The sequence below is a fragment of the Microcystis aeruginosa LEGE 91341 genome, from assembly GCF_015206885.1.
In the GTDB taxonomy this organism is placed as follows: domain Bacteria; phylum Cyanobacteriota; class Cyanobacteriia; order Cyanobacteriales; family Microcystaceae; genus Microcystis; species Microcystis aeruginosa_H.
Genome location: NZ_JADEXY010000013.1, coordinates 1 through 25,068 on the forward strand (window position 1 = coordinate 1; position 25,068 = coordinate 25,068).

Annotated in this window: 20 protein-coding genes, 1 pseudogene and 1 riboswitch; of the genes and pseudogenes, 8 read left to right on the plus strand and 13 right to left on the minus strand. The window is 43.6% G+C overall.

Translation table 11 applies throughout. From position 1 onward, the window contains the following. Positions 1-116: 116 nt before the first annotated feature. From IQ234_RS03680 to speA, 4 genes are all read right to left on the minus strand, one after another. Positions 117-626 carry an inorganic diphosphatase gene (locus IQ234_RS03680; RefSeq protein WP_002770856.1) on the minus strand — a complete coding sequence of 170 codons (510 nt, stop codon included), beginning with the start codon at positions 624-626 and terminating at the stop codon, positions 117-119. A gap of 1,096 nt (positions 627-1,722) precedes the next feature. Next, positions 1,723-2,901, minus strand: a complete 1,179-nt coding sequence (locus tag IQ234_RS03685; RefSeq protein WP_002732401.1) for an AI-2E family transporter — start codon at positions 2,899-2,901, stop codon at positions 1,723-1,725. Between the two features lie 228 nt (positions 2,902-3,129). Further along, on the minus strand, positions 3,130-5,145 hold the full coding sequence (locus IQ234_RS03690) for a ribonuclease catalytic domain-containing protein (RefSeq protein WP_193956082.1): 2,016 nt from the start codon (positions 5,143-5,145) through the stop codon (positions 3,130-3,132). A gap of 77 nt (positions 5,146-5,222) precedes the next feature. After that, a complete protein-coding gene (speA, locus tag IQ234_RS03695) occupies positions 5,223-7,262 on the minus strand; it encodes a biosynthetic arginine decarboxylase (protein ID WP_193956083.1) in 2,040 nt (679 codons plus the stop codon). A gap of 289 nt (positions 7,263-7,551) precedes the next feature. Here speA and IQ234_RS03700 point away from each other — a divergent pair, with 289 nt between their 5' ends. Both IQ234_RS03700 and recR read left to right on the plus strand, forming a co-directional pair. After that, positions 7,552-8,085, plus strand: a complete 534-nt coding sequence (locus IQ234_RS03700) for a DUF4330 domain-containing protein (RefSeq protein ID WP_004160799.1) — start codon at positions 7,552-7,554, stop codon at positions 8,083-8,085. Between the two features lie 220 nt (positions 8,086-8,305). Continuing rightward, a complete protein-coding gene (recR, locus tag IQ234_RS03705) occupies positions 8,306-8,896 on the plus strand; it encodes a recombination mediator RecR (protein ID WP_043999193.1) in 591 nt (196 codons plus the stop codon). Here the strand turns inward: recR and IQ234_RS21900 are convergent. The 5 genes from IQ234_RS21900 to IQ234_RS03730 all read right to left on the minus strand — a co-directional run bounded on the left by IQ234_RS21900 (position 8,891) and on the right by IQ234_RS03730 (position 12,223). Next, positions 8,891-9,127 carry a cyclic nucleotide-binding domain-containing protein gene (locus IQ234_RS21900; RefSeq protein ID WP_416209665.1) on the minus strand — a complete coding sequence of 79 codons (237 nt, stop codon included), beginning with the start codon at positions 9,125-9,127 and terminating at the stop codon, positions 8,891-8,893. The two genes, recR and IQ234_RS21900, sit on opposite strands and share 6 nt — an antisense overlap. Positions 9,128-9,139: 12 nt before the next feature. Then, on the minus strand, positions 9,140-10,465 hold the full coding sequence (gene ctpB, locus IQ234_RS03715; RefSeq protein ID WP_416209666.1) for a carboxyl-terminal processing protease CtpB: 1,326 nt from the start codon (positions 10,463-10,465) through the stop codon (positions 9,140-9,142). A 142-nt stretch (positions 10,466-10,607) separates the two neighbouring features. Next, positions 10,608-11,027 (minus strand): NUDIX hydrolase, encoded by a 420-nt coding sequence (locus tag IQ234_RS03720; protein WP_042790584.1) that lies wholly within the window; start codon positions 11,025-11,027, stop codon positions 10,608-10,610. Between the two features lie 66 nt (positions 11,028-11,093). Then, on the minus strand, positions 11,094-11,453 hold the full coding sequence (locus tag IQ234_RS03725) for a four helix bundle protein (protein ID WP_002787450.1): 360 nt from the start codon (positions 11,451-11,453) through the stop codon (positions 11,094-11,096). 71 nt (positions 11,454-11,524) lie between these two features. After that, complete coding sequence (locus IQ234_RS03730) at positions 11,525-12,223, minus strand: OB-fold nucleic acid binding domain protein (RefSeq protein ID WP_193956086.1); 699 nt, start codon at positions 12,221-12,223, stop codon at positions 11,525-11,527. 89 nt (positions 12,224-12,312) lie between these two features. Here IQ234_RS03730 and folD point away from each other — a divergent pair, with 89 nt between their 5' ends. From folD to IQ234_RS03750, 4 genes are all read left to right on the plus strand, one after another. After that, positions 12,313-13,170: a bifunctional methylenetetrahydrofolate dehydrogenase/methenyltetrahydrofolate cyclohydrolase FolD gene (folD, locus tag IQ234_RS03735; protein WP_193956087.1), complete on the plus strand. Its 858-nt coding sequence runs from the start codon at positions 12,313-12,315 to the stop codon at positions 13,168-13,170. A gap of 114 nt (positions 13,171-13,284) precedes the next feature. Next, positions 13,285-14,295, plus strand: coding sequence for a hypothetical protein (locus IQ234_RS03740; protein ID WP_193956088.1), 1,011 nt, complete (start codon positions 13,285-13,287; stop codon positions 14,293-14,295). A gap of 9 nt (positions 14,296-14,304) precedes the next feature. Then, positions 14,305-14,478, plus strand: coding sequence for a hypothetical protein (locus IQ234_RS03745; protein WP_193956108.1), 174 nt, complete (start codon positions 14,305-14,307; stop codon positions 14,476-14,478). Between the two features lie 39 nt (positions 14,479-14,517). After that, positions 14,518-14,850, plus strand: coding sequence for a hypothetical protein (locus IQ234_RS03750; RefSeq protein ID WP_193956089.1), 333 nt, complete (start codon positions 14,518-14,520; stop codon positions 14,848-14,850). Between the two features lie 277 nt (positions 14,851-15,127). On the opposite strand, the gene ppsA is transcribed toward IQ234_RS03750, so the two are convergent. From ppsA to IQ234_RS03765, 3 genes and pseudogenes are all read right to left on the minus strand, one after another. After that, positions 15,128-17,569, minus strand: coding sequence for a phosphoenolpyruvate synthase (gene ppsA, locus IQ234_RS03755; RefSeq protein WP_193956090.1), 2,442 nt, complete (start codon positions 17,567-17,569; stop codon positions 15,128-15,130). A gap of 366 nt (positions 17,570-17,935) precedes the next feature. Next, positions 17,936-18,067, minus strand: a pseudogene (locus IQ234_RS03760) (UPF0175 family protein); the annotation flags it as partial. 301 nt (positions 18,068-18,368) lie between these two features. Continuing rightward, entirely contained in the window at positions 18,369-19,817 is a 1,449-nt protein-coding gene (locus IQ234_RS03765; protein ID WP_193956091.1) for a M16 family metallopeptidase, read from the minus strand. Positions 19,818-20,821: 1,004 nt separating this feature from the next. Here IQ234_RS03765 and glnA point away from each other — a divergent pair. Together glnA and thiC are read left to right on the plus strand one after the other, a co-directional pair. Then, positions 20,822-22,243, plus strand: a complete 1,422-nt coding sequence (gene glnA / locus IQ234_RS03770; RefSeq protein WP_193956092.1) for a type I glutamate--ammonia ligase — start codon at positions 20,822-20,824, stop codon at positions 22,241-22,243. 533 nt (positions 22,244-22,776) lie between these two features. Next, positions 22,777-22,873: riboswitch (TPP riboswitch) on the plus strand. An 8-nt stretch (positions 22,874-22,881) separates the two neighbouring features. Beyond that, positions 22,882-24,264 carry a phosphomethylpyrimidine synthase gene (gene thiC / locus IQ234_RS03775; protein ID WP_193956093.1) on the plus strand — a complete coding sequence of 461 codons (1,383 nt, stop codon included), beginning with the start codon at positions 22,882-22,884 and terminating at the stop codon, positions 24,262-24,264. 87 nt (positions 24,265-24,351) lie between these two features. Here the strand turns inward: thiC and IQ234_RS03780 are convergent, their stop codons facing one another. Continuing rightward, entirely contained in the window at positions 24,352-24,891 is a 540-nt protein-coding gene (locus tag IQ234_RS03780; protein ID WP_193956094.1) for a phycobiliprotein lyase, read from the minus strand. Positions 24,892-25,068 lie beyond the last annotated feature (177 nt).

Genomic DNA, 25,068 nt, shown 5'->3' on the forward strand with positions numbered 1-25,068 from the left:
ACTTTTCAGTTATCAGTAAACAGTAAACAGTAATCAGTGAACTGAAAACTCACATCTGATAACTGATAACTGATAACTGATAACTGACTCCAGCAACAAACTTTTTGCCGCAAACCTTACTTATAAGCAGCAATACACTGTTCAACTAAAGCATTTACTGCGTCCACATCTTTCCAACCGAGAATTTCTGTGACTTTTTTCTCTAGATTCTTATAGGTTTTGAAAAACTCGGCGATTTCTTCCAAGCGATGGGGAGAGACATCTTTGAGAGATTTTACCTCTGCATAACGGGGATCTTTAGCGGGAACACAGAGAATTTTTTCATCGCGATCACCACCATCGATCATTTCTAGCATACCAATGGGACGCGCCGTAATCACACAGCCGGGGAAAGTAGGCTGATCCATGATCACCATACCATCTAAAGGATCGCCATCATCGGCGAGGGTATTGGGAACAAAACCATAATCACAGGGATATTGTACCGAAGAATATAGAACGCGATCGAGAGCAAAGGCGTTTAAATCCTTATCAAACTCGTATTTATTCTTACTACCGGCGGTGATTTCCACTAAAACGTTAATTAAACCGGGTTTCGGTTGGGCAGGAATGCGCGATAAATCCACAAGCTTTCTCCAAATACAAGACAATAGCGCCTTTAGAGTCACCTAAAAGCGCAAGGGAAATTAAAAGACACTTTGATTAACTCCGATCCAAATTTTACCCATAAGGGGGATCGGGACGAAGAAAAAAATTTTTATCTTGGCAATCGTCTATCTCAATTCTGTCACCTCATTTGCCTCGTTAGGGAGTAGGATGTGTTACCGGTAAGGGGTTCTTCGGTATAGTTAGGCGTGGAGTTATATCCAATCGCTAACAAGGGTAACGTTAGGGTCAGAATTGCGATCATGGTTCCGAGTAAATTGGCCCACCTATGACTAGGAGGTTCGGAAGTCTTCCCTGACGGGTTGCTTGATTCCATAAAGGGGTCGTGTTGAACTCGACAAGTAAAGAATACGAGAGATATATAGAGCAGTCAGCCATCGGCTTTGAGCTTTTGGCAAATTACTGCTATTTTTTGCCTTTGGGCTTGGTTAACGTCTCGTTAAAAAGCGAAACATTAACAGCAATACTCTCCCTACTAATTATATTTTACCAATTCTTTTCCAAGAGTTCACTCTGATACTTTTCTTGACGATCTCTCCAGATCATAGTCTGTTGGTGTTTGTCCATGTCATACTAAATCAGTTTTTAATAACTGGATCTAGTATCAATCCACAAAAAAAATGTCTGAAAAGCCCAAATATTAAGCGATTCAAACATTTTCTCATTGCAATCGGAGGGTGATATTGACTTTATGTCTTAACTTCGAGCTTACGATAGAAACCTGGCTGTTAATGTAGCCTATTTAACCAAAATATCGATTTTTTGCTGATTTATCGGGATAGACAATCACCTTTTCTCAGAAATCATCCGAGTTTAGAGATAATTGGTTAGCTAATCTCCCCATAAGCAAGACTCCAGAGACTGGCAAGGCATCCTCAAGGCTTGATTTGTCCTTACTTGTCGTGGACAGCGATCAGGACAATTGGAGTTAATCTACCAATATTTACATCATAACTCGATCGAGGGAGAAAAGCCAAGAACCTGCGAGAAAACTGCCGATTTATCCCAGCCAATATTACTGATCAGATCGCCCCAGATGATGCCATCGGTCATTTTTCAGCGAGAAACCACCTCGCTAGAGGATTCCGATTCTAGGGGGAGAGAGGGTTTAATTATCCCGTATTTTGTCTCCTCCGGTGTCACCTGACGGATAACCTCCAAAGCTTCCTTAATCATTACTGCCATGGGAACCGCGACAATCACCCCCAGTAAACCGCCCACTCGCGCCCCTGTCAAGACCGAAACCAACACCCAAAAGGGATTTAACCCGGTGACACTGCCCAAAATCCGGGGAGCAATGCCGTTTTCGACAATTTGCTGCACCACTACAGCTACGGCTAAAACTTGCAGAGCTAAACCAATATCGCGCAAAGCTAGTAAAGCTGTCACTGTCACAATGCCTACGGTTCCTCCAAAAGGGATTAAGGCCATGGTACCAATCAAGAGGCCGAATAGAAGACCAAAAGGAACTTTAATCGATAAAAATGCCGTGACTAATCCCAGGGCCATGCAGGTGGCACAAATCACCTGGCCGACAAAGTAATTCTGAAAACTTAAGCGTAGGGTTAGGGAAAAGGGTTGTTGGACGGGTTTGGGCAACCATTGGATAATGCTCCTCCAGATATCGGGACTGTGGAGAAGTAGATAAAAGGTGAGGATAATGGTTAGCAGCACATCAAGCACCCGCACCACGGTAAAAACGGTGAGATTAAGGGCTAAATTAACGCTTCTTCCCGCTAAAATTTGCAATTCTGCCCCTAAACGACTGTTAAACTGGGCGATAACACCATCGAAACTGATCGGAATCGGTAGATTCATCGTGTCGATTTTGGTATCTAGTTGCATCAGTTGGCGCTGTCCCGAGTCTAACCATTCTGGCAATCTGTTGACAAATTGCTGCGCTTGGGTGAAGACCAAGGGAACTAGGGTGATTCCCACGGCCACAAAAATTAAAATCGTGATCAGGGAAACCACGATCGCAGCTAAACCCCGTTTTAATCCCTGACGTTCCAACCAAGTCACTGGATAACCCAAGAGAAAAGATAGAACGGCCGCTATCAGTAAAATAACAAATAAAGATTCAAAATAGCCAAAAATTGCCGATAATGCCCAGGCATTCAGAACTATAAGTGGTGCAGCTAGAGCAATCACCAGTAAGCGAGATAGGGAATTCAGGGATTGCCACCACGTCTGAACCCAATTGCGTTTCGGGGGAACGACTTTAACTTCCACCATGAAGCCTCTTAAAGGGTTTGTTTCAATACTTGTATTCTGACAGATCGAAGCCTAACCCGCTAACTTAACCGGGGGAAGTGGGGTAGTGGGGATTATGAATTATAAATTATGAATTATGAATTGGGAAGGGGGGTAGTGGGGTAGTGGAGCATTTGGCTGAAATTTCCCTAAACCCCTAAATCCCTATCACCCTATCTCCCGACTCCTGAATTCTGACTCCGCGAGAGATTAACTTGCTTGGAAGGAGACAAAACCCGATAACTCGCGAAAACGGATCTCATCGCGGTGGGGATCAGAGCGACTAACTTGTACTTGAAAGCGATCGCCTAAAGATACCGATCGCTCAAAACGATGGGGTAATTCTAACCCCAATTCCTCCAATAAAATCAAGCCTAAATTTTCCTCTTCCCGCAGCCAGCGTAAAACCAAAGCTTGCCAGACTTGATCTCCCTGTCGTCGCAAAAATTCCAAACTCCAATAACGATTAGTTTGTCGTTCCACCGAGGTGGCTTCCACGGCCGAACTAGCGACACTATAGAGAATTTCCTGCATTCTATCCCGGGTAAAAGGCAGTTGATCGCCCCGAAGATGGGCTTTTAGTTGAAAATGGGTCAAAAGGTCAGTATAACGGCGAATTGGCGAAGTTACTTGGGAATAGGTATTCAATCCCAGACTAGCATGACGGTTAGGAATAGTCGTCATCTCACTGCGCGGCATACAGCGACGCAAGGCACAGGAACGCACCGGGCCCGCAGGTAGTAAAATTAACTCCTCATCGGGGGGTAATTCCGGTTGTGGTTGTCCGCGGAAAGGCACGGGTATCCCGTGTTCCTGACAGTAGCGACCGGCGATTTCTCCGGCTAAAATCATCATTTCCGCCACTAATTGCCGAGATGGGGAAACTTCCTGCAATTCTATGGTAATTTCGTCGTTAGCCTTCACCTTAATAGATGATTCTGGCATTTGGATGTTAATCGATCCCTGAGATTTGCGCCATGCGTGGCGTTGTTTGGCCCAACGGTTGAGAATCTTCACTTCCGGTTCATGCTGCAGATCCAGATGTAACATTTCGTCCACATCTTCGTAGGTGAGGCGATAGGTGGGTTTAATTGTACTAGGATGGATCCGATAATCGGCGATCGCTCCCGTTTCATCGAGGATTACCCCAAAACTCAATGCGGGACAAAGTTTACCCTGTACCAAACTCATTGGACCGGCGGCCAATTCTAGGGGAAACATGGGAACCATTCCCGTGGGAAGATAGAGACTGGTACTGCGACGACGCGCTTCTAGGTCTAATTCATCATCGGGAAGCACTAAACGGCTAGGATCGGCAATATGGATCCAGAGACGATGACCACCATCCGCGAGCATTTCTACCGATAATCCGTCATCGATTTCCTCGGTACTTTCATCGTCGATGGTATAAATTTTTTGGTGGGTTAAATCGAGACGATTGTTGACATCCGCATCCGCAGGGGGATTGAGTAAATTAAGACGCGTCACATCAAGTACCTTTTTCGAGAATTGAACAGGGTAGGAACTGCGTCGCAGGAAAAGGTTTTCGTGACTACTCCACCATTTCAAATCGACTAACAATTCAAAAGCGGCCTCGGGGGTTTGGGAACGGCCCAGCAGGGAGAGTATGTCGATGGCTGCTGGATATTTTTGTTCGGGTTGGAGGATAAATTTTTCTAGAGATTCCAGACGAATTCGATCGCTTTCTGACCATTCTACCGTTTCACCGGCCAGGGCCTGTTGGAGACGTTGGAGAAATTGGCCTTTTTCCCGTTGACGCTGTTGTTCCACCTCTAGCTGGTGTTTGATTTCCTCTACCTGATTTTCTGAGCGGGCCTCGTAACCATCCCCTTTATTTTTAAAATAAACTTTATCATCACTCAAGAGACAATGGGCCGCATAGCAAAACTGCGGACCGCGATCGGAAAAGAGGATCTCGGCCATGGTTTCGGGAGTGACTAACTGATTTTCCCCGGCTAATAATTCCCAGGCCACTTCTAAACCACTAGGATCTAGATAGGGTTGGACTTCCCGCAGAAAATTTCCGATCTCTTTATAGTTGGATGGACCTGCTTTGATAATGTAATCGAAGCGTTGGGGACGCAGTTTATGCGGGTTTCCCCCTTGATCGATGACGATCCAATCTTTTTTCCCTTCTGGGCGATCGATCACCCCTAAGCGCCTTTCTCCTTGCACCCGAAATTCTACCAGCGTTCCCTTTTCCACTGCTTCCCCTTACTGCCTATCTATTTTGTCTATTTTCTATCATCCTCGATCGATTACTCAATCGGCAAGAGCAATCATCAATCACCACCCACTAGATAGGTGTAACGTCGCAAACTGCGTTCATAATCCTGTAGGAGTAATTGGGATTCTTCCACAGTCATGCGATTTTCCTGCAAAGCTTGTTCACAACGAAGACGAATTCTTTCTAACAGATCTTCTGCGGAATACTGCACATAACTTAATACTTCCGTGATCGTATCTCCTTTGACTAGATACTCGATATCGTATCCCTTGGGACTCATCTGAATATGTACCACGTTAGTATCGCCAAAAAGATTATGTAAATTGCCCATAATCTCTTGATAAGCACCCACCAGAAACATTCCTAGATAATAGGGTTCTGGAGAATGTTTACCGTTTTTGTACTCCAACGGATGCAATTCTAAAACAGATTTTACGTCCCCGCGCAAATCGATAAACTGGGCAATTTTCCCATCACTATCACAGGTTAAATCGGCGATAATTCCTCTTTGGGTAGGTTCTCGATCGAGACGATGGATCGGCATAATTGGGAATAGTTGATCGATCGCCCAACTATCGGGAACTGACTGAAAAACCGAGAGATTGGCATAATAAATTGAGGCCATAATTTGCTCTAAGTCTTCCAAGTCATCGGGAACATAATCCTCTTGTCGGGCCACTTGCAGAATTTTGTGACAACAAGCCCAGTACAATTGTTCGGCTCTAGCTCGTTCTTTGAGACTGAGATAACCGAAATTAAACAGACTAATTGCCTCCTCTTTGAACTGTCCCGCATCGTGATAAGCTTCCTGATAATTGCGCTCATCGATACCCGTGTAGGTTTCCCAGAGATTACGGAGGATAAGATGTTCTTTCCCATTGCAGGGATCGGGAGGGTTTTGGGGAACCTCGCTACTTCCCAAGATATCAAAGACTAACACCGATTGATGAGAAGCGATCGCCCGGCCACTTTCACTGATGAGAATTGGGGGTGAAATCTGAGCATCTTCACAAGCCTCCTTGACCTCAGCCACGATATCATTAGCATAATTCTGCATATTGTAGTTTTTTGAGGCGTAGAAGTTAGTTTTTGAGCCATCGTAATCGACCCCCAAACCACCTCCCACATCAAGATAGGTCATATTTGCCCCTAATTTTGCTAATTCCACATAAATCTGACTAGCTTCGCGAATGGCATCCTTAATGACGCTAATAGCGGAGATTTGCGACCCGATATGATAGTGCAGCAGTTGCAGACAATCTAACATTCCCGCTTGTTCTAATTCCGTCACCACCGTCAAGATTTCCGGGACGGTTAAACCGAATTTTGCCCGGTCTCCCGTGGAACATCCCCAACGGCCCACCCCTTTTGTCCCCAGTTTCGCACGCACTCCCAAATGAGGGGCAATTCCTAACTGACGACTGACGCGCAGGGTTAAATATAATTCTTCCAATTGTTCGATGACAATCAAAGGCCGATGACCGAGACGAGTGGTCAAAAGAGCAGTTTCCAGGTATTCTTTGTCCTTATAGCCGTTACAAATTAGTAATGGTTGTGTTTTGTCATTTTTGCCGCTTAAGGCTGGTTCTAGGGTAGCTAAAGCAATCATTAGCTCAGGTTTTGAACCAGCCTCCAACCCAAATTGATAGGGTTTACCAAAACGCACTAAAGACTCGACGATGTGACGGTGTTGATTGCACTTGATCGGATAGACACCGCGATAGACGTTGGGATAATTATAACGGGCGATCGCTCGGTTAAAACAGGCATTCAGGCGCTCGATCCGATCCTCGAGGATGTCACTAAACCGAATTAGCAAAGGTAAACCGATATTTCGCCGCTTAATCGCCGAAACTAACTCGTATAAGTCCAAAGAACCGCCCCTTTCTCCCTGGGGCGAAACGGTAATATTTCCTGCGGCATTAATCGAGAAATAGGGTTCTCCCCAGCCTTGGATGCGATAGAGATTTTCGCTATCTTCGATCGACCAATGTTTGACGGGGGCAACTTTTTCGAGGTTGTTACCGTCAGAAGGGGTCAGATCGAGTGGAGATAATTGCTTTTCTTGTTTCTTAAGTTGAGTTTTACCCGCCATTGTCTATCGATCGCTCCGTGTGAGACTCCGATCTTCTATCTTAAGTCAGACTTCCTGTCTGCGACCAAGATTCCGATCGTGATAGAATCTATTAGCCATCAGGAGACAGGAGACGGTCGCCAGGAGACAGAAGACAGAAGACAGGAGACAGGAGACAGGAGACAGGAGATTATTTGTATTTTCTCCCCACTTCCCACTTCATAATTCATAATTCATAATTCATAATTCCTTCTCCCCATCACCCCGTTCCCATGTTCCCTGCTACCAAAAATTTTATAGTGAACCGCTTATGCAATTATTAGACTCAAAAGGACGTTTATTCGGTAAATTTAGCTTGCTTGATATCGGAGCGGCCTTAGTAATTTTATTGACAATTATCGGTATTTTTGTTGTACCGGGGACGAGTGGTAAAAGTACGATCGCTCAAGTTACCAAAGAACCCATAGAAGTGGATGTTATTGTCCGGGGTTTAAGTGTTCTCAATCCCAATGCTTTGATTAATCAATTCAATACCGAGAAGAAAACTAATATTGTTATTCGTAATCAACCGGCCGGTCAAGTGGATATAAAAAATGTTAAAGCTTTATCGAGAAATGTCTTAGTTCCGCAGCCAGATGGTAGTGTAAAAGTCCTACCCGATCCCCGCACAGAAAACTATTCTCAAGATATGATTATGACTCTCAGTGGTCAAGCGGAAGTTACCGATACTGGTGCGGTTGTTGGTGGTCAAAAGGTGAAAATTGGCACTTTAATCGAGTTGGAAGGAGATAATTATAATTTCAACACCAGTGTTATCGATGTCCGTTTACCAAAAAGGTCTTAAGCAGTGACCAGTAATCAGTGACCAGTAATCAGTGACCAGTAATCAGTAATCAGTGACCAGTAATCAGTGACCAGTAATCATTGACCAGTAAACAGTAAAAAGACAGTAGGAAACTTCCATGTAACACTGCTCACTTGAAAACTCAAATCTGATAACTGATAACTTACCCACTGATAACTTACCCACTGATAACTGATAACTGATAAGAGGATTAACTGCTATTTATACACCGCCTTTAGCTCGTTTGATCGAGCAGTTACAAAAATTACCCGGAGTGGGACCCAAAAGCGCCCAACGTTTGGCCCTGTATATTCTCAAACGACCGGAACAAGATGCGATCGAATTGGCCCAGGCGATCGTAGCAGCTAAAAAACAAGTAGGATTATGTCAGGTTTGTTTTCATCTTTCGGCCGAACCGATCTGTGAAATTTGCCGCAATCCTAACCGAGAAACGGGGACTATCTGTGTGGTAGCTGACTCCAGAGATGTGATTGCTTTGGAGAAAACTAGGGAATATTCGGGCAAATATCACGTTTTAGGGGGTGTTATCTCACCGATGGATGGCATTGGACCGGATCAATTAAATATACAGTCTTTAGTCACCAGAGTCAGCCAGAAAAAAATTCAGGAAGTTATCTTAGCTATCAGTCCCAGTGTCGAAGGGGAAACCACGACTTTGTATATTGGGGGTTTACTAAAACCCTTCACTAAAGTTACCCGTATCGCTTTTGGGTTGCCCATGGGCGGCGATCTGGAATACGCTGATGAAGTAACTTTAGCGAGAGCTTTAGAAGGTCGTCGGGAATTATAGAGCAGGGTGTGAGGTTTTGATCAGTTGACTTTTTGGCGAATAATCGAGTATTTGTATCCGAAGATACAGTTTTATACTTCGTCTTATGATTAGTTGCAGAATTTGTAGCTGCAGAAATCTTTGGGGGGGAATCACCAGCAAATGCACGGGAGAAAGAGAGATCGCTGTTAAAGACTTTAAATGCTGTTCTAGAATCGCCATTTCGCCGAAACAGTCGCCGTTTCCCCAGATTTCCTAGTACAATTATTCGGCCCGACTACTCAAAGGGTTATTGAGATTGCCAGTGCCGGGACGTTTAACACTATGGGATTGTAGGAGTGAGATCGCCTGTTGATACTGGGGATCATCCTTAGTTCCCAGCAAAGAAGGATCATCGCGGAAGCGCAGCTGTTGTTCTTGGGTTAACTCGATCTGCACATCGGGTTTAATGCCTTTTTTGTAGATATTTTCGCCGTTGGGGGGATAATAACGGGCAATTGTCACCGCTAAACCGGAACCATCGGAGAGGGTGTGTACCGATTGGACGGTACTCTTGCCATAAGTCGATGTACCTACTAAAGTCGCCCGTCCATTTTCTTTTAGCGCTCCAGCGAGGATTTCGCTGGCACTCGCTGAACCTTTATTAACCAAGACTACTAGGGGTAAATCGGTAATAGCGGTGTTATTGGCGATAAATTGGCGATCTCCGCCCCGTCGATCAATGGTGCTAACGATTTTGCCCTGTTTCATCCACATCCGAGCGATATCGACACTAGCAAATAGTAAACCGCCGGGGTTGCCCCGCAGATCGAGAACATAGCCAGATATCTGTTGTTGACTTAATTCCTCGATCGCCTCTTTCATTTGTTCGGCTGCGTGGGAACTAAATTCATCCAGTTTGATATAACCAACTTTCACCCCACCTTCCTGTTTAAGGGTATAGCTAACGGAGGGGATTTCGATATCTACCCGGGTCAAAGTCACTTCAAATACCCCTTGATCGGGACGGGCAAGCTGTAAACTAACGCTAGTACCCACTTCTCCCTGTAGTGCCTCCATTGCCTGTTCTAAGGTCATTAAAGCGGTGGGTTTGCCATTAATTCTGATCAGGCGATCGCCGCTTTTCACTCCCGCTTCCTTGGCGGGGGATTTTTTCACCGTATCGACAACAACCAGATCGCTAGTGCGTTTATCGAGAGCTAAACGTACCCCAATTCCCGATAATTCTCCGGAAGTTTGACTGGTGAGGACAGAAAATTCCCTAGGAGTTAAAAAACGGGTATAAGTATCACCCAATTCCTTTAAAGCTTCGCGGATTGCTGTGTAAGCTTGTTGGGGATTAGTATAATTTCTGCTTAACAATTCTTGACGTTTTTTTTGCCAGTCAATTTGATGAAAACCACGATCTACAAATTCATTATTAACAATTTGCCAAACCTGGTCGATGACTGCTTTCGGGTTATCTTCTAGGGGTTTTTCCCCTTTGGCTGCGGGGGTGAAGACCATCAGGGAACTAACTGCTAGGGTAGCGATCGCACCTCCAGATAGGAGTTTCTGCACGGAAACGAACGAGGGACGCGACTGGTTCATAAAGACAAAGCCAAAATAAGATTGACGTTTCAATAAAGCCATTCAAAAAGCGGGAGCATTTTGCCTTCGAGGGAGGTGAGGAGCAGTGTTAACTACGACTTTCGTATAGATAAGGGAGTTCCTTGTCTGGCTCTAATATCCACTATAATTCTAGTTCTATAAAATCGAGCAATATCTGGCGATGAATTTTTCCTAAAGGACGAGTCTGATTAATCTTCTGGGAATAGTATTCCCCTTGACGGATGGCAGCCGGGGGTAATAATGCTAAATCTTGTCCTTCCGTTTGCACTAATTTTTCTAATTCCACGGTCAGGGGTACATGATAAAGATAACGAGAGAGATTATCATCGTTATAAGAGCGAAAATAGCGTAAACTAGGGGCTTCGTAGTTAATTTCTTCTTGTAACTCTCGTTTTAACCCTATTTCTGGACTTTCACCCGCTTCTAAGTGACCACCAAATAAACCCCACACCCCCGGATAGAGAATTGTCGGGATGTCGTCGCGCAACTGCATTAAAAAGCGACCGTCCTGTTCTAAAATCGCCAAAGCAACGAATATCATCAGTTATCAGTTATCAGTTATCAGTTATCAGTTATCAGTTATCAGTTATCGGTTATCGGTTATCGGTTATCGGTTTTTGGTATTTTCTTGGCAGGTTTTTAGAATAGCCCAAAGCATTTTCCCAATTTCCTCCGCGTCATCATTAATACTTTGAAAGGCTCTTTCCTCTATGTAATTCGTGTCTTTCAATAGAGACAGCCAATACTTTGTTTCTAGACATTCTTTATAAGCTATTGACATTTTAGCTCGAAAATCAGCTTGAGAAATAGCTCCATTAGCCTCGGCAATGTTAGCCCCGATTGAAGTGCCACTCCTTAATAGCTGTTTTGACAAAACATATTCTTGTTTAGTCTCACACAAATATTTATAGCCTTTAACAATCCTAATGGCAAATTTATAAGCTTTGTCATAAACTTTACTCTCCATCTGTTTACCCCGCTACTAATTACTGATTACTAATTACTGATTACTGATTACTGATTACTGATTACTGATTGCTATTTCTCGCTTTGTTTATGGGGTAAAAAGAAAGCATCGAGGGGATCTGGGATGGGTTTAACCACTGCGGGGGGTTTGGAGGGAATCGCTTCCGCGACGGGTTGCGCGGGGGGATTGGGTTTAACGGGGGTAACGACGGGAGTTTCTGGGGGTTTTGTTGCGGTTGCGGTGGGAATTGTCACCTGTCGGGGATTTTCCAGGGGTTTAGTGGAGACTGGGGGAGAATTATTTTCTGGGGGTTTAACTTCTGAGGTGGGGGAAGGTTTAATTTCCGGAGACGGGGAAGGAGTGGGAACTGAATTAACTGCTACTGCATCCATCTGTTCTAATTCCACCACATACACTTCGTTAACGGTTTGGGAACCCTGGGGAATAGCCTCAAAGTCAATTTTGCCCTTAATGACGATTTCTTCGCCTTGACGGGGTAATTTATTGCTATTGGTGCGAATCCAAATCTTGCCGGATCCATCCTGCAAAAGATAGGCTCCTCCCGCTAAAAAAGGGGCATAATTGCTGACAGTTCCCCTAAGATAAACTAAAGCGCCTTTTGGTTTTTCCTGTAATTGCTCGATCGCTGTTAGGGGAGGATCACCGATGTAGGGAACGGCAATACCGAGGTCAGCAAGGGTACTACAACCGAATAACCCTAGCAATAATAATAAACTGCCGATGCGCCCTACACGAGTCTGAATAGACATTCTTGCTTTAACCTTAACGAGTGCGATTAGCCAATCTTTTTGACCATAGAATAGATCCGAAAGATTTTTGTTCTCGGTATTATCATAGAATGTCCGTAACTACTTGCCAAATTCTCGACGGGAAAGCCTTAGCTCAAAAAATCCAGCTTGGTCTAGGAGAGCGCATCCAGACGCTAAAATCTTCAATGGGAAGACCTCCGGGGTTAGCGGTGTTGATGGTGGGGGATAATCCTGCTAGTGCCGTTTATGTACGCAATAAGGAGAAAGCTTGTACTAAAATCGGCATGGCCTCTTTTGGTCGTCATTTTCCTACCAATACAAGTGAACTAGAAATTTTAGCGGAAATTGTCCGTCTCAATCAAGATGAGCGGGTGGACGGGATTTTAATTCAATTACCCTTACCCAAGCATTTAGACGCGGTTTCCCTTCTCTACCAAATTGACCCGAAAAAGGATGCTGATGGTTTACATCCTCTCAATTTAGGCGGTTTAGTGCGGGGTGAGGACTGTATCCGCAGTTGTACTCCTGCGGGGGTCATGGCACTGCTGAAAGAATATAATATTTCCATAGCCGGTAAGCACGCGGTGGTGCTGGGTCGCAGTATTCTAGTGGGGAAACCTTTAGCTTTAATGTTATTGGAGGAAAACGCTACGGTAACTATTGCTCACTCACGCACGGAAAATCTGGCAGAAATAACCAGAAGTGCCGATATTTTAGTACCTGCGGTCGGTAAAGCGAATTTAATCACCCCAGATATGGTAAAACCGGGTGCGGTAGTGGTGGATGTGGGGATTAATCGCGTCGCTGACCGTTTGGTGGGGGATGTGGACTATGCTGGGGTTTTAGAAGTAGCTAGTTATCTTACTCCTGTACCGGGTGGTGTCGGTCCGATGACGGTGGCAATGTTATTAAAAAATACCTTGTTAAGTTACGAACGCAAGTTATAAATCCGCAGCTACCAGCTATCAGCTATTCAGTGATTCTACCGATACAATCCTTGATTTTTTTTAACTATGTTGGTAGAATTTTACAAAACTGGATAGACTAGGAGATTTTTGGTCATGATCTTTATTATCCCGATTATTCTTGGTGCGGCTGCCTTAGTTACTGCTGGTGTGGGTGTTAGTGCAGGTGCTGATGGTGTCTCCAAGCTACAAAAGGCGGAAAAAATTGGCAAAAGTGCCGAACAAAGATACAAAAAAGCCAATAAATCCCTAGAAAAAAAGTTTCAAGCTACCCAAAAATTTGCGGAAGAATACGGTCAACTACAAATTAATGTCAAAATCAACACTATCGGCAGATTTGTTAAGTTTATTAGCAGAATTGATCAAAGAATTAGTCAAAGAATTGGTCAAAATGCCTCCCCATCCCATCAACGCTTCTTAGAAGGGTTTGAGGGATTTTCTGCTGAACAATTCAAGGAATTTAAAGCAGAAGTGTTAGACGCGCAAAGTTTGGCTGTGGGGGGTTTAAAAGTAGTGAGAGTCGCTTCGGCAGCCAGTCAGACAACCCTAGGATTAATTGGTCTTTTCGGTACTGCTAGTACAGGAACAGCAATTAGTGGACTTAGTGGGGCAGCTGCTTGGAATGCTACCTTAGCATGGTTAGGAGGTGGTTCTTTAGCTGCCGGTGGTGGTGGTATGGCTTTGGGAACAGTGGTTTTAGGAGGTATTACCGTCGGACCTGCTTTAATGATTGGTGGTTTTGTCTTAGGAGGAGAAGGGAAAAAAGCTCTAAGTAAAGCTATCGAATACGCCAAGAAAGTGAATAATAAAATAGCTCAGTTAGATAAAAGTAAGGGTTTTTTAGGACAAGTTCAGCGCAGAATTAAGGAGTTACAATACCTCGTTAATAGTCTGAATAGTAGAGCTATTACGAGTTTAACTGAACTGGAGTCACGAGCTAATTTTAATCTCCATCTAGAGGAAGATGCGGCCAAGTTTCGGGAGGTACTGCTTTTAATTAAAGCCTCATCGGAAATCATGAAACTACCTATCCTAGACGAAAAGGGAAAATTAACCAAAGCAACGGAAAATCTCGGAGAAAAGTACCGCCATCTCTTAGAAAACTAATAATTATTCTTGAAAATCTATGAATGTTATCAATTGGTAAATCGCTCTTTATCCTCTGGTGATAATCAAAAACTTTCCTTAATTTTAGAAGAAATTACCATCTTAATTTTGCTCTATTTCTTTGAGAATTTTAGTCAATTATCGATGGTAAAAGCCGCGTTAAAAGATGATAATTACTGTTGAAAATTTCCATTAATTATTTGTCAATATCTAAGGAGAAATATGACTCTAGAACTGCATAATTTTATCTGGGAAGAAGAACGTTTAGTGCAGGTGGAAACCCAACCCCATAACATCGCAGGGGTACTAGCGGTAATTCAGGAAACCATGAATGATTCCGATTGCGAATGGGAGGATGTTTATTCCGCTTATTACGAGTGCGAAGATGACGGTACAATCACTTTTTATGAGGGAGAAAGTGCCGAGGAAGATAATCCGGGTATCTGGACTTATGTGGTTTATGAATGTGCCGCAGGAGAAGAAACAGTGATGACTAATGTTAATATCAATACCTTTGCTCCTCTCTTGCAATTACAACAATTAGCGGGGGTTTAAAGACAGTAACGCACAGAAAACGGGTTTCTCGGAGAAACCCGTTTTCTACTCATGCACTCATGGAAAAAGGGGAATAAATAATCAGTCTTTAATAACCAGATTTAGTATAATATACCCTAAATTTTTATATTATTTAGGACTTGCTGAATAATGCTAAAACCCTTTTAAAATAAGGCTTTTGACCTGTCGGGTACTAACCCCACCAACAAACTTTTTCAGCAGATCCTACTTATATCAAGACGAAAAAAGGTGGGACTTGCCCACCTTTATCACTAAACTATTGTCCTTTCTCCACTGCTGCCACCATCAATAAAGTTTTGAGGACAGAATCAGGATTAAGACTGATGGAATCGATGCCTAATTCCACTAAAAATTGAGCAAATTCGGGGTAATCACTGGGGGCTTGACCACAGATACCGATTTTGCGATTATGGGCTTTAGCGGTTTCAATAGCCATTTTCACCATGCGTTTAACTCCCTCATTCCGTTCATCAAAAAGATGGGCAACTAGGGCAGAATCCCGATCTAATCCTAAGGTTAATTGGGTCAAATCATTAGAACCGATCGAAAATCCGTCAAACACCTGAGCAAATTGGTCGGCAAGAATTACATTACTTGGTAACTCACACATCACATAAACTTGCAAACCATCAACCCCGCGTTCGAGACCATTTTTCGCCATTTCTTCGAGGACTCTCATCCCTTCTTCGGGGGTACGACAGAAAGGAATCATCGGAATCACATTAGTTAATCCCATTTCTTCCCGGACCATTTTCAGCGCCCGACATTCCAAAGCAAAAGCCTCGCGATAATTAGGATCAGTATAACGGGAAGCGCCGCGCCAACCGATCATCGGGTTTTCTTCCTTGGGTTCAAAGGGTTTGCCACCCAATAAATTAGCGTATTCATTGGATTTAAAATCGGACATCCGCACAATTACATCTTTGGGGTAGAATGCGGCTGCAATCATGGCAATTCCCCGGGCCAATTTATCGACGAAAAATTGGGGTTTATCCTCGTAGTGTTTGGTTAATTCGGCGATTTGGTCTTTTACGTCTCCTTCTTCCAATTCGTGAAATTTCAGCAAGGCGCTGGGGTGGGCCTGAATATGGTTAGCGATAATAAACTCTAGACGGGCTAAACCGACCCCTTGGGCAGGAATATCGGCAAAAGCGAAGGCTTTTTCGGGATTACCGATATTCATGAGGATTTTTGTCCGAGTTTGCGGCAAATTATCCAGGTGAGTTTCGCAAATTTCAAAGGGTAGCAATCCGAGGTAAACTTTCCCTTCATCCCCTTCCGCACAGCAAACGGTGACTTCCTGACCGGTTTTAATCGTTTCCGTGGCATTATTGCAACCCACGATCGCCGGAATACCCATTTCTCGTGCGATAATAGCGGCATGGCAAGTACGACCACCTTGATTAGTCACGATCGCGCTTGCTTGTTTCATAATCGGTTCCCAGTCGGGATCCGTGCGATTGGTGACGAGAACTTCTCCCGGTTTAAAGTTGTTGATTTTATCTACACTGAGGATGACTCTGGCTTTTCCTTGACCGATTGCCGCACCTACACTCCGTCCCACCGCTAAAACTTGACTTCTTTGCTTAATCTCGTAGGATTTAAGGATATTAGCGGCTTTTTGCGATTGTACGGTTTCTGGACGGGCCTGAACGATAAACAGTTCTCCCGTGATCCCATCTTTTGCCCATTCGATGTCCATGGGGGTGTAGGTTCCGCGCACTTGCGAGTAATGTTCCTCGATTTGGGCTGTCCAACGGGCTAAAGTAAGGATTTCTTGGTCACTAATGCAGAATTGATCCTGTTCTAGTTTGTTAACTCGGATATTCTTGGTTAGACGAGATCCTCCATCATCGTAGATCATCTTGATCGCTTTACTGCCGAGGCGTTTTTCGAGGATGGGTTTGTAACCGTTTTTAAGAGTGGGTTTAAAAACTAGATATTCGTCGGGGTTAACAGCACCCTGCACGACATTTTCCCCTAAACCGTAGGCTGCCGTGATTAAAGCGGCATTTTTGAACCCTGTTTCCGTATCGATGGAAAACATCACCCCGGAGGTGGCTAGATCTGAACGCACCATTTTTTGGACACCGACGGAAAGGGCGACGGCAAAGTGATCGAAACCGTTATGATGACGGTAGGAAATAGCGCGATCGGTGAATAAAGAGGCAAAACATTTATGACAAGCTTCTAAAACTCCCCTCACTCCCTGCACGTTGAGGTAGGTTTCCTGTTGTCCGGCAAAACTCGCTTCTGGTAAGTCTTCGGCAGTGGCGCTCGATCGAACGGCCACATCGATGGAATGATAGAGATCATCGCCATAACGTTCACAGAGTCGGCGATAGGCAATAGCGATCGCATGACTTAAATCATCGGGGAACGGTGTATTGAGGATTAATGTGCGTGCTTGTTTACCTTTTTCCTGCAAGTTCTGCACATCGTTTTCGTCTAAATCTTGGAAAATTTGTCTTAATTGTGCGTCTAGTCCGGCTTTTTCAACAAAGTGACGGTAAGCGTAAGCGGTGGTGGCGAATCCTGTGGGGACATTAATCCCTTTTGGGGTTAATTGTTGGATCATTTCGCCTAAGGAGGAGTTTTTGCCGCCGACTAATCCCACATCTTTGCTGTCAACTTCTTCAAACCACAGAATTAATGCTTGTTCTCTAGAGGTTCTCGCAACATCTTGTAGTAGCATCATAAGTATTTTTACCTCTGTAATCTATACTTTCAGTTTAGCTACATACCATCTTCAAAAATCCTTGAGTTTGATATTTATTTACAAAACTCTATAATAGTCAACTCAGCCACGATCACCCTATCTCTAAAGGGTTTAATTGTCTAGGTATTTAACACAAAAATTAACAAATTAATCAGGAGTCTCAACAGTAACTTTACTCAATGATAGCCTTAGTTATCTCAAAATAGTTACAGCAGTTATCTCAATGGTGAGATAGGAAGTTTTCTTTTTGGGGAGTCGGTCGTCAGCAGTCAGGAGTCAATACTAAATTAGGTTATACTTTTTTTATGAGAAGGGCTGTAATTTAGCAATACGTCACCTTCAGTTTTAGGCATTTTCCAGGTCTGATAATAGTTCTTCTTCTGTTAAGTCAATTATCCCCACGCCAAAATCGGTCAATCTCAATAAAAAATTAACCCTATCCACTCCTAATAAATTGGCAGCCATACCCGATGAAATAAGTAGCTGGTTATAATTAAATTAAAAATGGATTTTAGGTTCGATCCCCCCTTAATCCCCCCTTAATAAGGGGGGCATCTGATAATTTTTAACGCCTACCTACTTAGGTTTCATCTCAAAGAGTTTTACTACCATAGATCAGGTTGCTTCTCTCTCGAATTACTCTCGTGTTTTTTGAAGAAAGTTGGGTAAATTTTCAGGATAATTTATGGTGAGTTGTAAAGTCATCTATCGTGCTATATTTATCTAATTTTTCTAGGTTGGATTTCACCTAGTTTAGCTCAATCCAACCTAGATTTATTTATAGTTGTGTGATGGTGACATCAACAGTTTTAACCGTAGTTCCCAAACTGGATAAGGGAGGTTGAATTTCCTGTTCATTACCCACCACAAGAGTCACAATTTGATTCGGTTGTAGATATTGTTGGGCCACTCGTTGAATATCGGCAATTGTCACCCCTTTTACCGCTTGTTGATAACGGAAGATAAAATCTTGGGGATAACCATAGTATTCATAGGTCATCAATCGCGATAAATTTTGACCAGGTTTCTCAAACTTAAAAACAAAAGAATTGAGAATAGCATTTTTAGCGTCTTCTAATTCTTTGGCAGTAACGGGTTGATTGCGAAGGCGCTCAATTTCGCCTAAAATTGCCTTAATAAAAGGTACTGTAGCATCGGTGCGAGTTTGACCTCCGGCAATAAATAAACCGGGATAATCATAACGACTATTCCAGACACCATAGACAGAATAAGCTAATCCTTGACGGGAGCGCACTTCATTAAATAAACGACCACCAAAACCGCTTAAAATCTCATTTAATACCGTTAAAGCGGGATAGTCAGGACTATCCAAACGACCCCCAAGATGACCTAATAAAACGCTACTCTGGGTTAATTGAGGTTGATTGACAACAAAGACACCTTGAAGATTTTTTTGGGTTGCCGAAGGGGTGACAATTTTAGGAGCAGTGGCGGGATTTTTCCAATCGCCAAAAGTCTTATTGATTAATGCTTTCATCGACGGAGAATCAAAATCACCGACAATCCCTAAAATTATTTGGTCGGGACGAACATAGGTGCGATAAAAATCGATTAAATCCTGACGGTCAATATTAGCTAAAGTGCTATATTCTACAGTACGAGCGTAGGGGCTATTATCACCATAGATTAGCTTTTTAAACTCCCGACTAGCAATATCATCGGGATCATCATTACGTCGGGCAATTGCTCCTTTTTCCTGAACTTTAGCTAATTCCACTCTCTGATTTTCAAAAGCTGGGGAACGCAAAACCTCAGCAAAGAGATTAAAAACTGTTTCTAAATCTTCACTAAGGGTGCTAAAACTGGCAGTTCCATTGTTAAGATCGATCGAGGTTTCTACTAGGGCTGCTCTTTGTTCTAATAACTGATTTAAGACATTAGAAGGATGGTTTTCTGTGCCACCACTACGCAGCACGGTTCCAGTAATATCGGCTAATCCGACTTTTTCTCCGGATTCTAATCTTCCTCCCGTCCGAATCATCGCCGTACCACTCACTAAAGGTAAGCTCCGATCCTCCATTAAATAAACCACCATCCCATTATCTAGTTGATAGCGCTCGTATTTTGGAACTGTAACTTCAGGAAGGGGAGGAAAATTTAAATCGGTAAAATGTCGCGGGGTTTGGGCAATTGCCGGGGAACGAAAAGCGAGGACACCTATCAGGGTGATCAGGATTAAACCTAGCCATTGTAAGCGTTTTTTCATGATTTGAGTCAAAATTATCGAGAGGAATAGATAAGAGGGAGCAAAAGGCAAACCTGGCCGCTTTTTGCTTTTTACGGTAGTCCTCAAGAAGTAATGATGATAGAATAGTCGCTAAAAATCAAGTGTCTCTCCGCCATGCCTAATTGTCCAAAATTCCCTACGGATCGGGGAGATATAGTATTTTATCTATCACTATAATTCCTCTTTGGATTTATCATTACTTGTTTAGCACTACCAATTTCAATCAGATTCTTGAGTATTTTTCGTTCCCCCTACAAACCCATTCTAAACTAGAGGTCGGCATTGCTGCTCTGGCAGCGCCCCGAGCATTCAAACTCTCGAACTAGCTTTTACAGAGACTCGAACCATCGACGCGCTGATATTCTTGGATTCTCGGAGGCCATGGCCTTAACTTATTTGTCACTATAAGTCAAGCTTAACCTCTTAACTTATTGCCAAAAAAGCTTTATTTATTTTTTTCTGTTGGACCTTGCTCAATCAAGCGGTGCGGATAGCATCGTCTGGGGCTTGATATTGTTTGGTTTTAGCCTCAAGTTAAACTCTAGGACAAACATTGACGCTACAATTTCAAAAATAGACCCATATATAGCGTTTCCTGTTCTCACGAGGTACATTGTTGATGGTAAAAAGTTTAATCAGCAGAAGTTTGACTATACCACACAGGTGTGAGAAACGCTATATGTAGTTGGGGAACCTTAAACCCAGATTTTCGGTAAAATCTGGAAGCTTTTAATTGAGCAGAAAATCTCCAGACGGCGAATGTTGGTAAAAACGAACCTCCTTGAGGAGTGGCAAGAGGCAGTGGAAGCTGATGGGCAAATCGCCATTCTGGGCCATTACCGACCTGAACAAGGAAATTACAGATTTTTTCAAGCTAGGATCAAAGATTTTGTATCGAAAAATACAAAAACGGTCAAAGTGACTGTTTAGGATGGGTTTTTTGAGAAGCTTAAGAACCGATCCATACATCAAAGGAGTTTTCCATGCCCGAAACGCCACAAGAAGTCTTGAAAATGATTCAGGACAAGAATATTAAGATTATTGACCTGAAATTTATTGATATGCCTGGTATCTGGCAACATTGCTCGTTCTACTACGACCAAATCGATGAAAGCTCTTTCAGCGATGGTGTTGCCTTCGATGGTTCCAGTATTCGCGGTTGGAAAGCAATTAACGAATCCGATATGGCCATGGTTCCCGATCCTACCACTGCTTGGATCGATCCCTTCTACAAGGAACCTACCCTAAGCATGATCTGTAGCATCAAAGAACCAAGAACCGGTGAATGGTATAGCCGTGATCCTCGCTCTATTGCTCAGAAAGCGATCGATTATCTGAGCAGTACCGGTTTAGGTGATACTGTATTTTTTGGACCAGAAGCAGAATTTTTCCTCTTTGATAGCGCTCGTTTTGACCAAACCGCCAACTCCGGCTATTATTACATGGATAGTGTCGAAGGTCGTTGGAATAGCGGTAAAGACGAAAAAGACGGAAATCTTGCCTATAAACCCGCCTACAAACAGGGTTATTTCCCCGTTAGTCCCACCGATACCTCTCAAGATATTCGCACGGAAATGCTCTTAACCATGGCCGACTGCGGAGTTCCCATCGAAAAACATCACCACGAAGTCGCTACCGGTGGTCAAAACGAGCTAGGGATTAAATTCTCTACCCTAGTACGGGCTGCCGATTACTTAATGACCTATAAATACTGCATTAAGAACGTGGCTAAGAAATACGGTAAAACCGTCACCTTTATGCCTAAACCCATCTTTGGTGATAACGGTTCTGGGATGCACGTTCACCAGTCTATCTGGAAAGATGGTCAACCCCTGTTTGCCGGGGATAAATACGCCGGACTTAGCCAAATGGCACTGTACTATATCGGTGGGTTGCTTAAACATGCTCCCGCGCTCTTAGCTTTAACTAACCCCACCACCAACTCCTACAAGCGTCTCGTCCCCGGTTTTGAGGCCCCAGTAAACCTGGCCTACTCCCAAGGTAATCGCTCCGCTTCGATTCGGATTCCTTTATCGGGAAGCAACCCGAAAGCTAAACGTTTAGAATTCCGTTGTCCTGACGCGACTTCTAACCCCTACCTCGCTTTTGCAGCCATGCTCTGTGCTGGTATCGATGGGATTAAAAATCAAATTGAACCGGGAGAACCTCTCGATGTGGATATCTACGAACTCAGTCCCGAAGAATTGTCAAAAATCCCCTCTACCCCCGGTTCTCTAGAAGCAGCTCTAGAAAGTCTCGAAAAAGATCACGCTTTCTTGACTGATTCTGGTGTTTTTACCGAAGACTTTATCCACAACTGGATCACCTACAAACTCGATAACGAAGTTAACCCGATGCGCTTACGTCCCCACCCCTACGAGTTCTCTCTCTACTACGATGTCTAAGGTGTGATTGATTAATTATTAATCCTAGGGCAGGCTTTTGTCTGCCCTTTTTTTCCGAATCAGCAGGGGAATTATGAATTATGAATTATGAATTATGAATTATGAATTATGAATTATGAATTATGAATTATGAATTATGAATTATGAATTATGAATTATGAATTATGAATTATGAATTATGAATTATGAATTATGAATTATATAGCGGTTCTCGCATCTGTGCGGCACACTTAAACCTTTGCTGATTAAGCTGTTCAGGATCGGGAATGTACCTCTTGTGAATCAGAAACGCTATAAATTATGAATTATAAATTATGAATTGGGGAGTGCGGAGCAGCGGAGATGGGATAATAAATAAAAGCTGACCACTGAATACCCTCCAGAAACTAATACTAAATCCGGTTATTAAAAACTGATTATTTATTCCCCTTTGCCTTTTGCCTTTTGCCTTTTGCCTTCAGAAGCTGATAACCGCCTAATCAAACAACAATCTTAAGCTTGATCTCCTCAGTCGTCAACAGTGATACAATTGCCGTCATAGCTAGGGGTGTCTGAGATAATCAGGCTGAGAAAGACCCTTAGAACCTGAGACTGGGTAATTCCAGCGTAGGGAAGCTGTTTACAGAGGAAATAAAATTATGAGACAAGAATGGGTTGCCCCCCGGCGCGGACAGGTAAATGTATCGCAAATGCACTACGCCCGTCAAGGGATAATTACCGAAGAGATGACGTATGTGGCAAAACGGGAAAATCTCTCTCCCGAATTGATTCGCAGCGAAATCGCCCGAGGAAGACTGATTATTCCCGCTAATATCAATCACCTCAACCTCGAACCTATGGCGATCGGTATTGCTTCTAAGTGTAAAGTTAATGCTAATATCGGGGCTTCCCCTAACTCCTCGAATATTAACGAAGAACTGGAAAAATTACACCTAGCGGTCAAATACGGCGCGGATACGGTGATGGATCTCTCCACCGGTGGCGGTAATTTGGACGAAATTCGCACTGCGATTATCAATGCTTCTCCCGTCCCCATCGGTACTGTACCCATCTATCAAGCGGTGGAAAGCGTTCACGGCAATATTGAAAAACTCACCCCCGAAGATTTCCTCCATATTATCGAAAAACACGCCCAGCAAGGGGTAGATTACATGACGATTCACGCGGGAATCCTCATCGAACACCTGCCTTTAGTCAAAACCCGTCTGACCGGGATTGTCTCCCGGGGGGGTGGTATTATTGCTAAGTGGATGTTACACCACCACAAGCAAAATCCTCTCTACACCCATTTCGACGAAATTATCGAGATTTTCAAGCGTTATGACGTTTCTTTTAGTCTCGGTGACTCCCTACGTCCCGGTTGTACCCACGATGCTTCCGATGCAGCCCAATTAGCGGAATTGAAAACCCTCGGCCAACTGACGCGTCGCGCTTGGGAACACGATGTACAGGTGATGGTGGAAGGACCGGGCCATGTTCCCATGGACCAAATTGAATTTAATGTGAAAAAACAAATGGAGGAGTGTAGCGAAGCACCTTTCTATGTTCTCGGTCCCCTTGTCACCGATATTGCCCCAGGCTACGATCATATCACCTCGGCGATCGGGGCGGCTCTGGCGGGTTGGTACGGAACGGCGATGTTATGTTATGTCACCCCGAAAGAACATCTCGGTTTACCCAACGCTGAAGATGTGCGAAATGGCTTAATTGCCTACAAAATAGCGGCTCATGCGGCAGATATCGCCCGTCATCGTCCCGGGGCGCGCGATCGTGACGACGAACTCTCCATTGCTCGTTATAATTTCGATTGGAATCGTCAATTTCAGTTATCCTTAGATCCCGATCGCGCTAAGGAATACCACGATGAGACTTTACCCGCAGATATCTATAAGACTGCGGAGTTTTGTTCGATGTGTGGACCGAAATTCTGTCCGATGCAAACTAAGGTCGATGCCGATGCAATTACGGAATTAGAGAAGTTTCTCGCTAGTCAGAATCAAGACAGTTTAACCCCAGTTTAAAGGGAAGTTATGGGAAGGGCTGACTTGATTTCAGCCCTATTCCTAGGATAAAAGTCAAAATTATGGGAATAGCCGCCATTTTTTTGACTAATTGACCCGTTTTTCTAGATATTGACCGATCATCAATTCTTGGCCAGCGCGAGAGATAATAGTTTGTCGGGTGCGATATTGTTGACCGATAAGTTTAATTTCCTCTTCAAAGACAGAACCGGCGTATTCTGTTCTCAGACAGAGAGTAGAGGGGTTAGGAAAGGTATAAATGGCACTAACGGGTTTATCCGTCGCAAATCCCCGATCGCGATAGAGAATATTATCTAAAATACCGAATATAGTGGAACCGTTGGAGGGTTTTTTACTCTGGGGACGGAGATAATTACTTTGCCAAGTCACTTCCGTGCCACCTAATAAAGTTGTATCTTCCAGATTATGTAAACGGGCCAGTTGAATTAATGATTCGCTGCCTTGGGGTAAATATTTAATCTCGATGGCACTGATAACTTCTTGGGGTTCCGTTTCTTGGGTGAGGGTGTAATAACGTCTCTGGGATTGCCAGCGTCCTTCTGTCTGCTTAAAAAAGGCTAAAGCCAAAGTTTCTAGGGATAATTGGGCGGTTTGAATTAATGTCATAGAAATAAAACCTTTCCTGTTTTTTGGTAGAGCAGATTTGTTATCCTTTGTCAAGAGTTTGCCAGAGAATTGTTACACATCTTAATACAATTATAACTCTGCATGGAAATTAAATGGGAGGGGTGTTGAGGGAGATAATTGGGAAAAAGCCGCACAGATACAGCAGTTACAGGGAAA

Bases quoted from the DNA above. Each gene is read 5' to 3' on its own strand.
- thiC (WP_193956093.1), top strand. From the start codon at position 22,882: ATGAGACAAGAATGGGTTGCCCCCCGGCGCGGACAGGTAAATGTATCG.
- IQ234_RS03700 (WP_004160799.1), top strand. From the start codon at position 7,552: ATGCAATTATTAGACTCAAAAGGACGTTTATTCGGTAAATTTAGCTTG.
- ctpB (WP_416209666.1), bottom strand. From the start codon at position 10,465: ATGAACCAGTCGCGTCCCTCGTTCGTTTCCGTGCAGAAACTCCTATCT.
- IQ234_RS03780 (WP_193956094.1), bottom strand. From the start codon at position 24,891: ATGACATTAATTCAAACCGCCCAATTATCCCTAGAAACTTTGGCTTTA.
- speA (WP_193956083.1), bottom strand. From the start codon at position 7,262: ATGGCGGGTAAAACTCAACTTAAGAAACAAGAAAAGCAATTATCTCCA.
- IQ234_RS03740 (WP_193956088.1), top strand. From the start codon at position 13,285: ATGATCTTTATTATCCCGATTATTCTTGGTGCGGCTGCCTTAGTTACT.
- IQ234_RS03765 (WP_193956091.1), bottom strand. From the start codon at position 19,817: ATGAAAAAACGCTTACAATGGCTAGGTTTAATCCTGATCACCCTGATA.
- folD (WP_193956087.1), top strand. From the start codon at position 12,313: ATGTCCGTAACTACTTGCCAAATTCTCGACGGGAAAGCCTTAGCTCAA.
- ppsA (WP_193956090.1), bottom strand. From the start codon at position 17,569: ATGATGCTACTACAAGATGTTGCGAGAACCTCTAGAGAACAAGCATTA.
- glnA (WP_193956092.1), top strand. From the start codon at position 20,822: ATGCCCGAAACGCCACAAGAAGTCTTGAAAATGATTCAGGACAAGAAT.
- IQ234_RS03725 (WP_002787450.1), bottom strand. From the start codon at position 11,453: ATGGAGAGTAAAGTTTATGACAAAGCTTATAAATTTGCCATTAGGATT.
- IQ234_RS03730 (WP_193956086.1), bottom strand. From the start codon at position 12,223: ATGTCTATTCAGACTCGTGTAGGGCGCATCGGCAGTTTATTATTATTG.
- IQ234_RS03685 (WP_002732401.1), bottom strand. From the start codon at position 2,901: ATGGTGGAAGTTAAAGTCGTTCCCCCGAAACGCAATTGGGTTCAGACG.
- IQ234_RS03720 (WP_042790584.1), bottom strand. From the start codon at position 11,027: ATGATATTCGTTGCTTTGGCGATTTTAGAACAGGACGGTCGCTTTTTA.
- IQ234_RS03750 (WP_193956089.1), top strand. From the start codon at position 14,518: ATGACTCTAGAACTGCATAATTTTATCTGGGAAGAAGAACGTTTAGTG.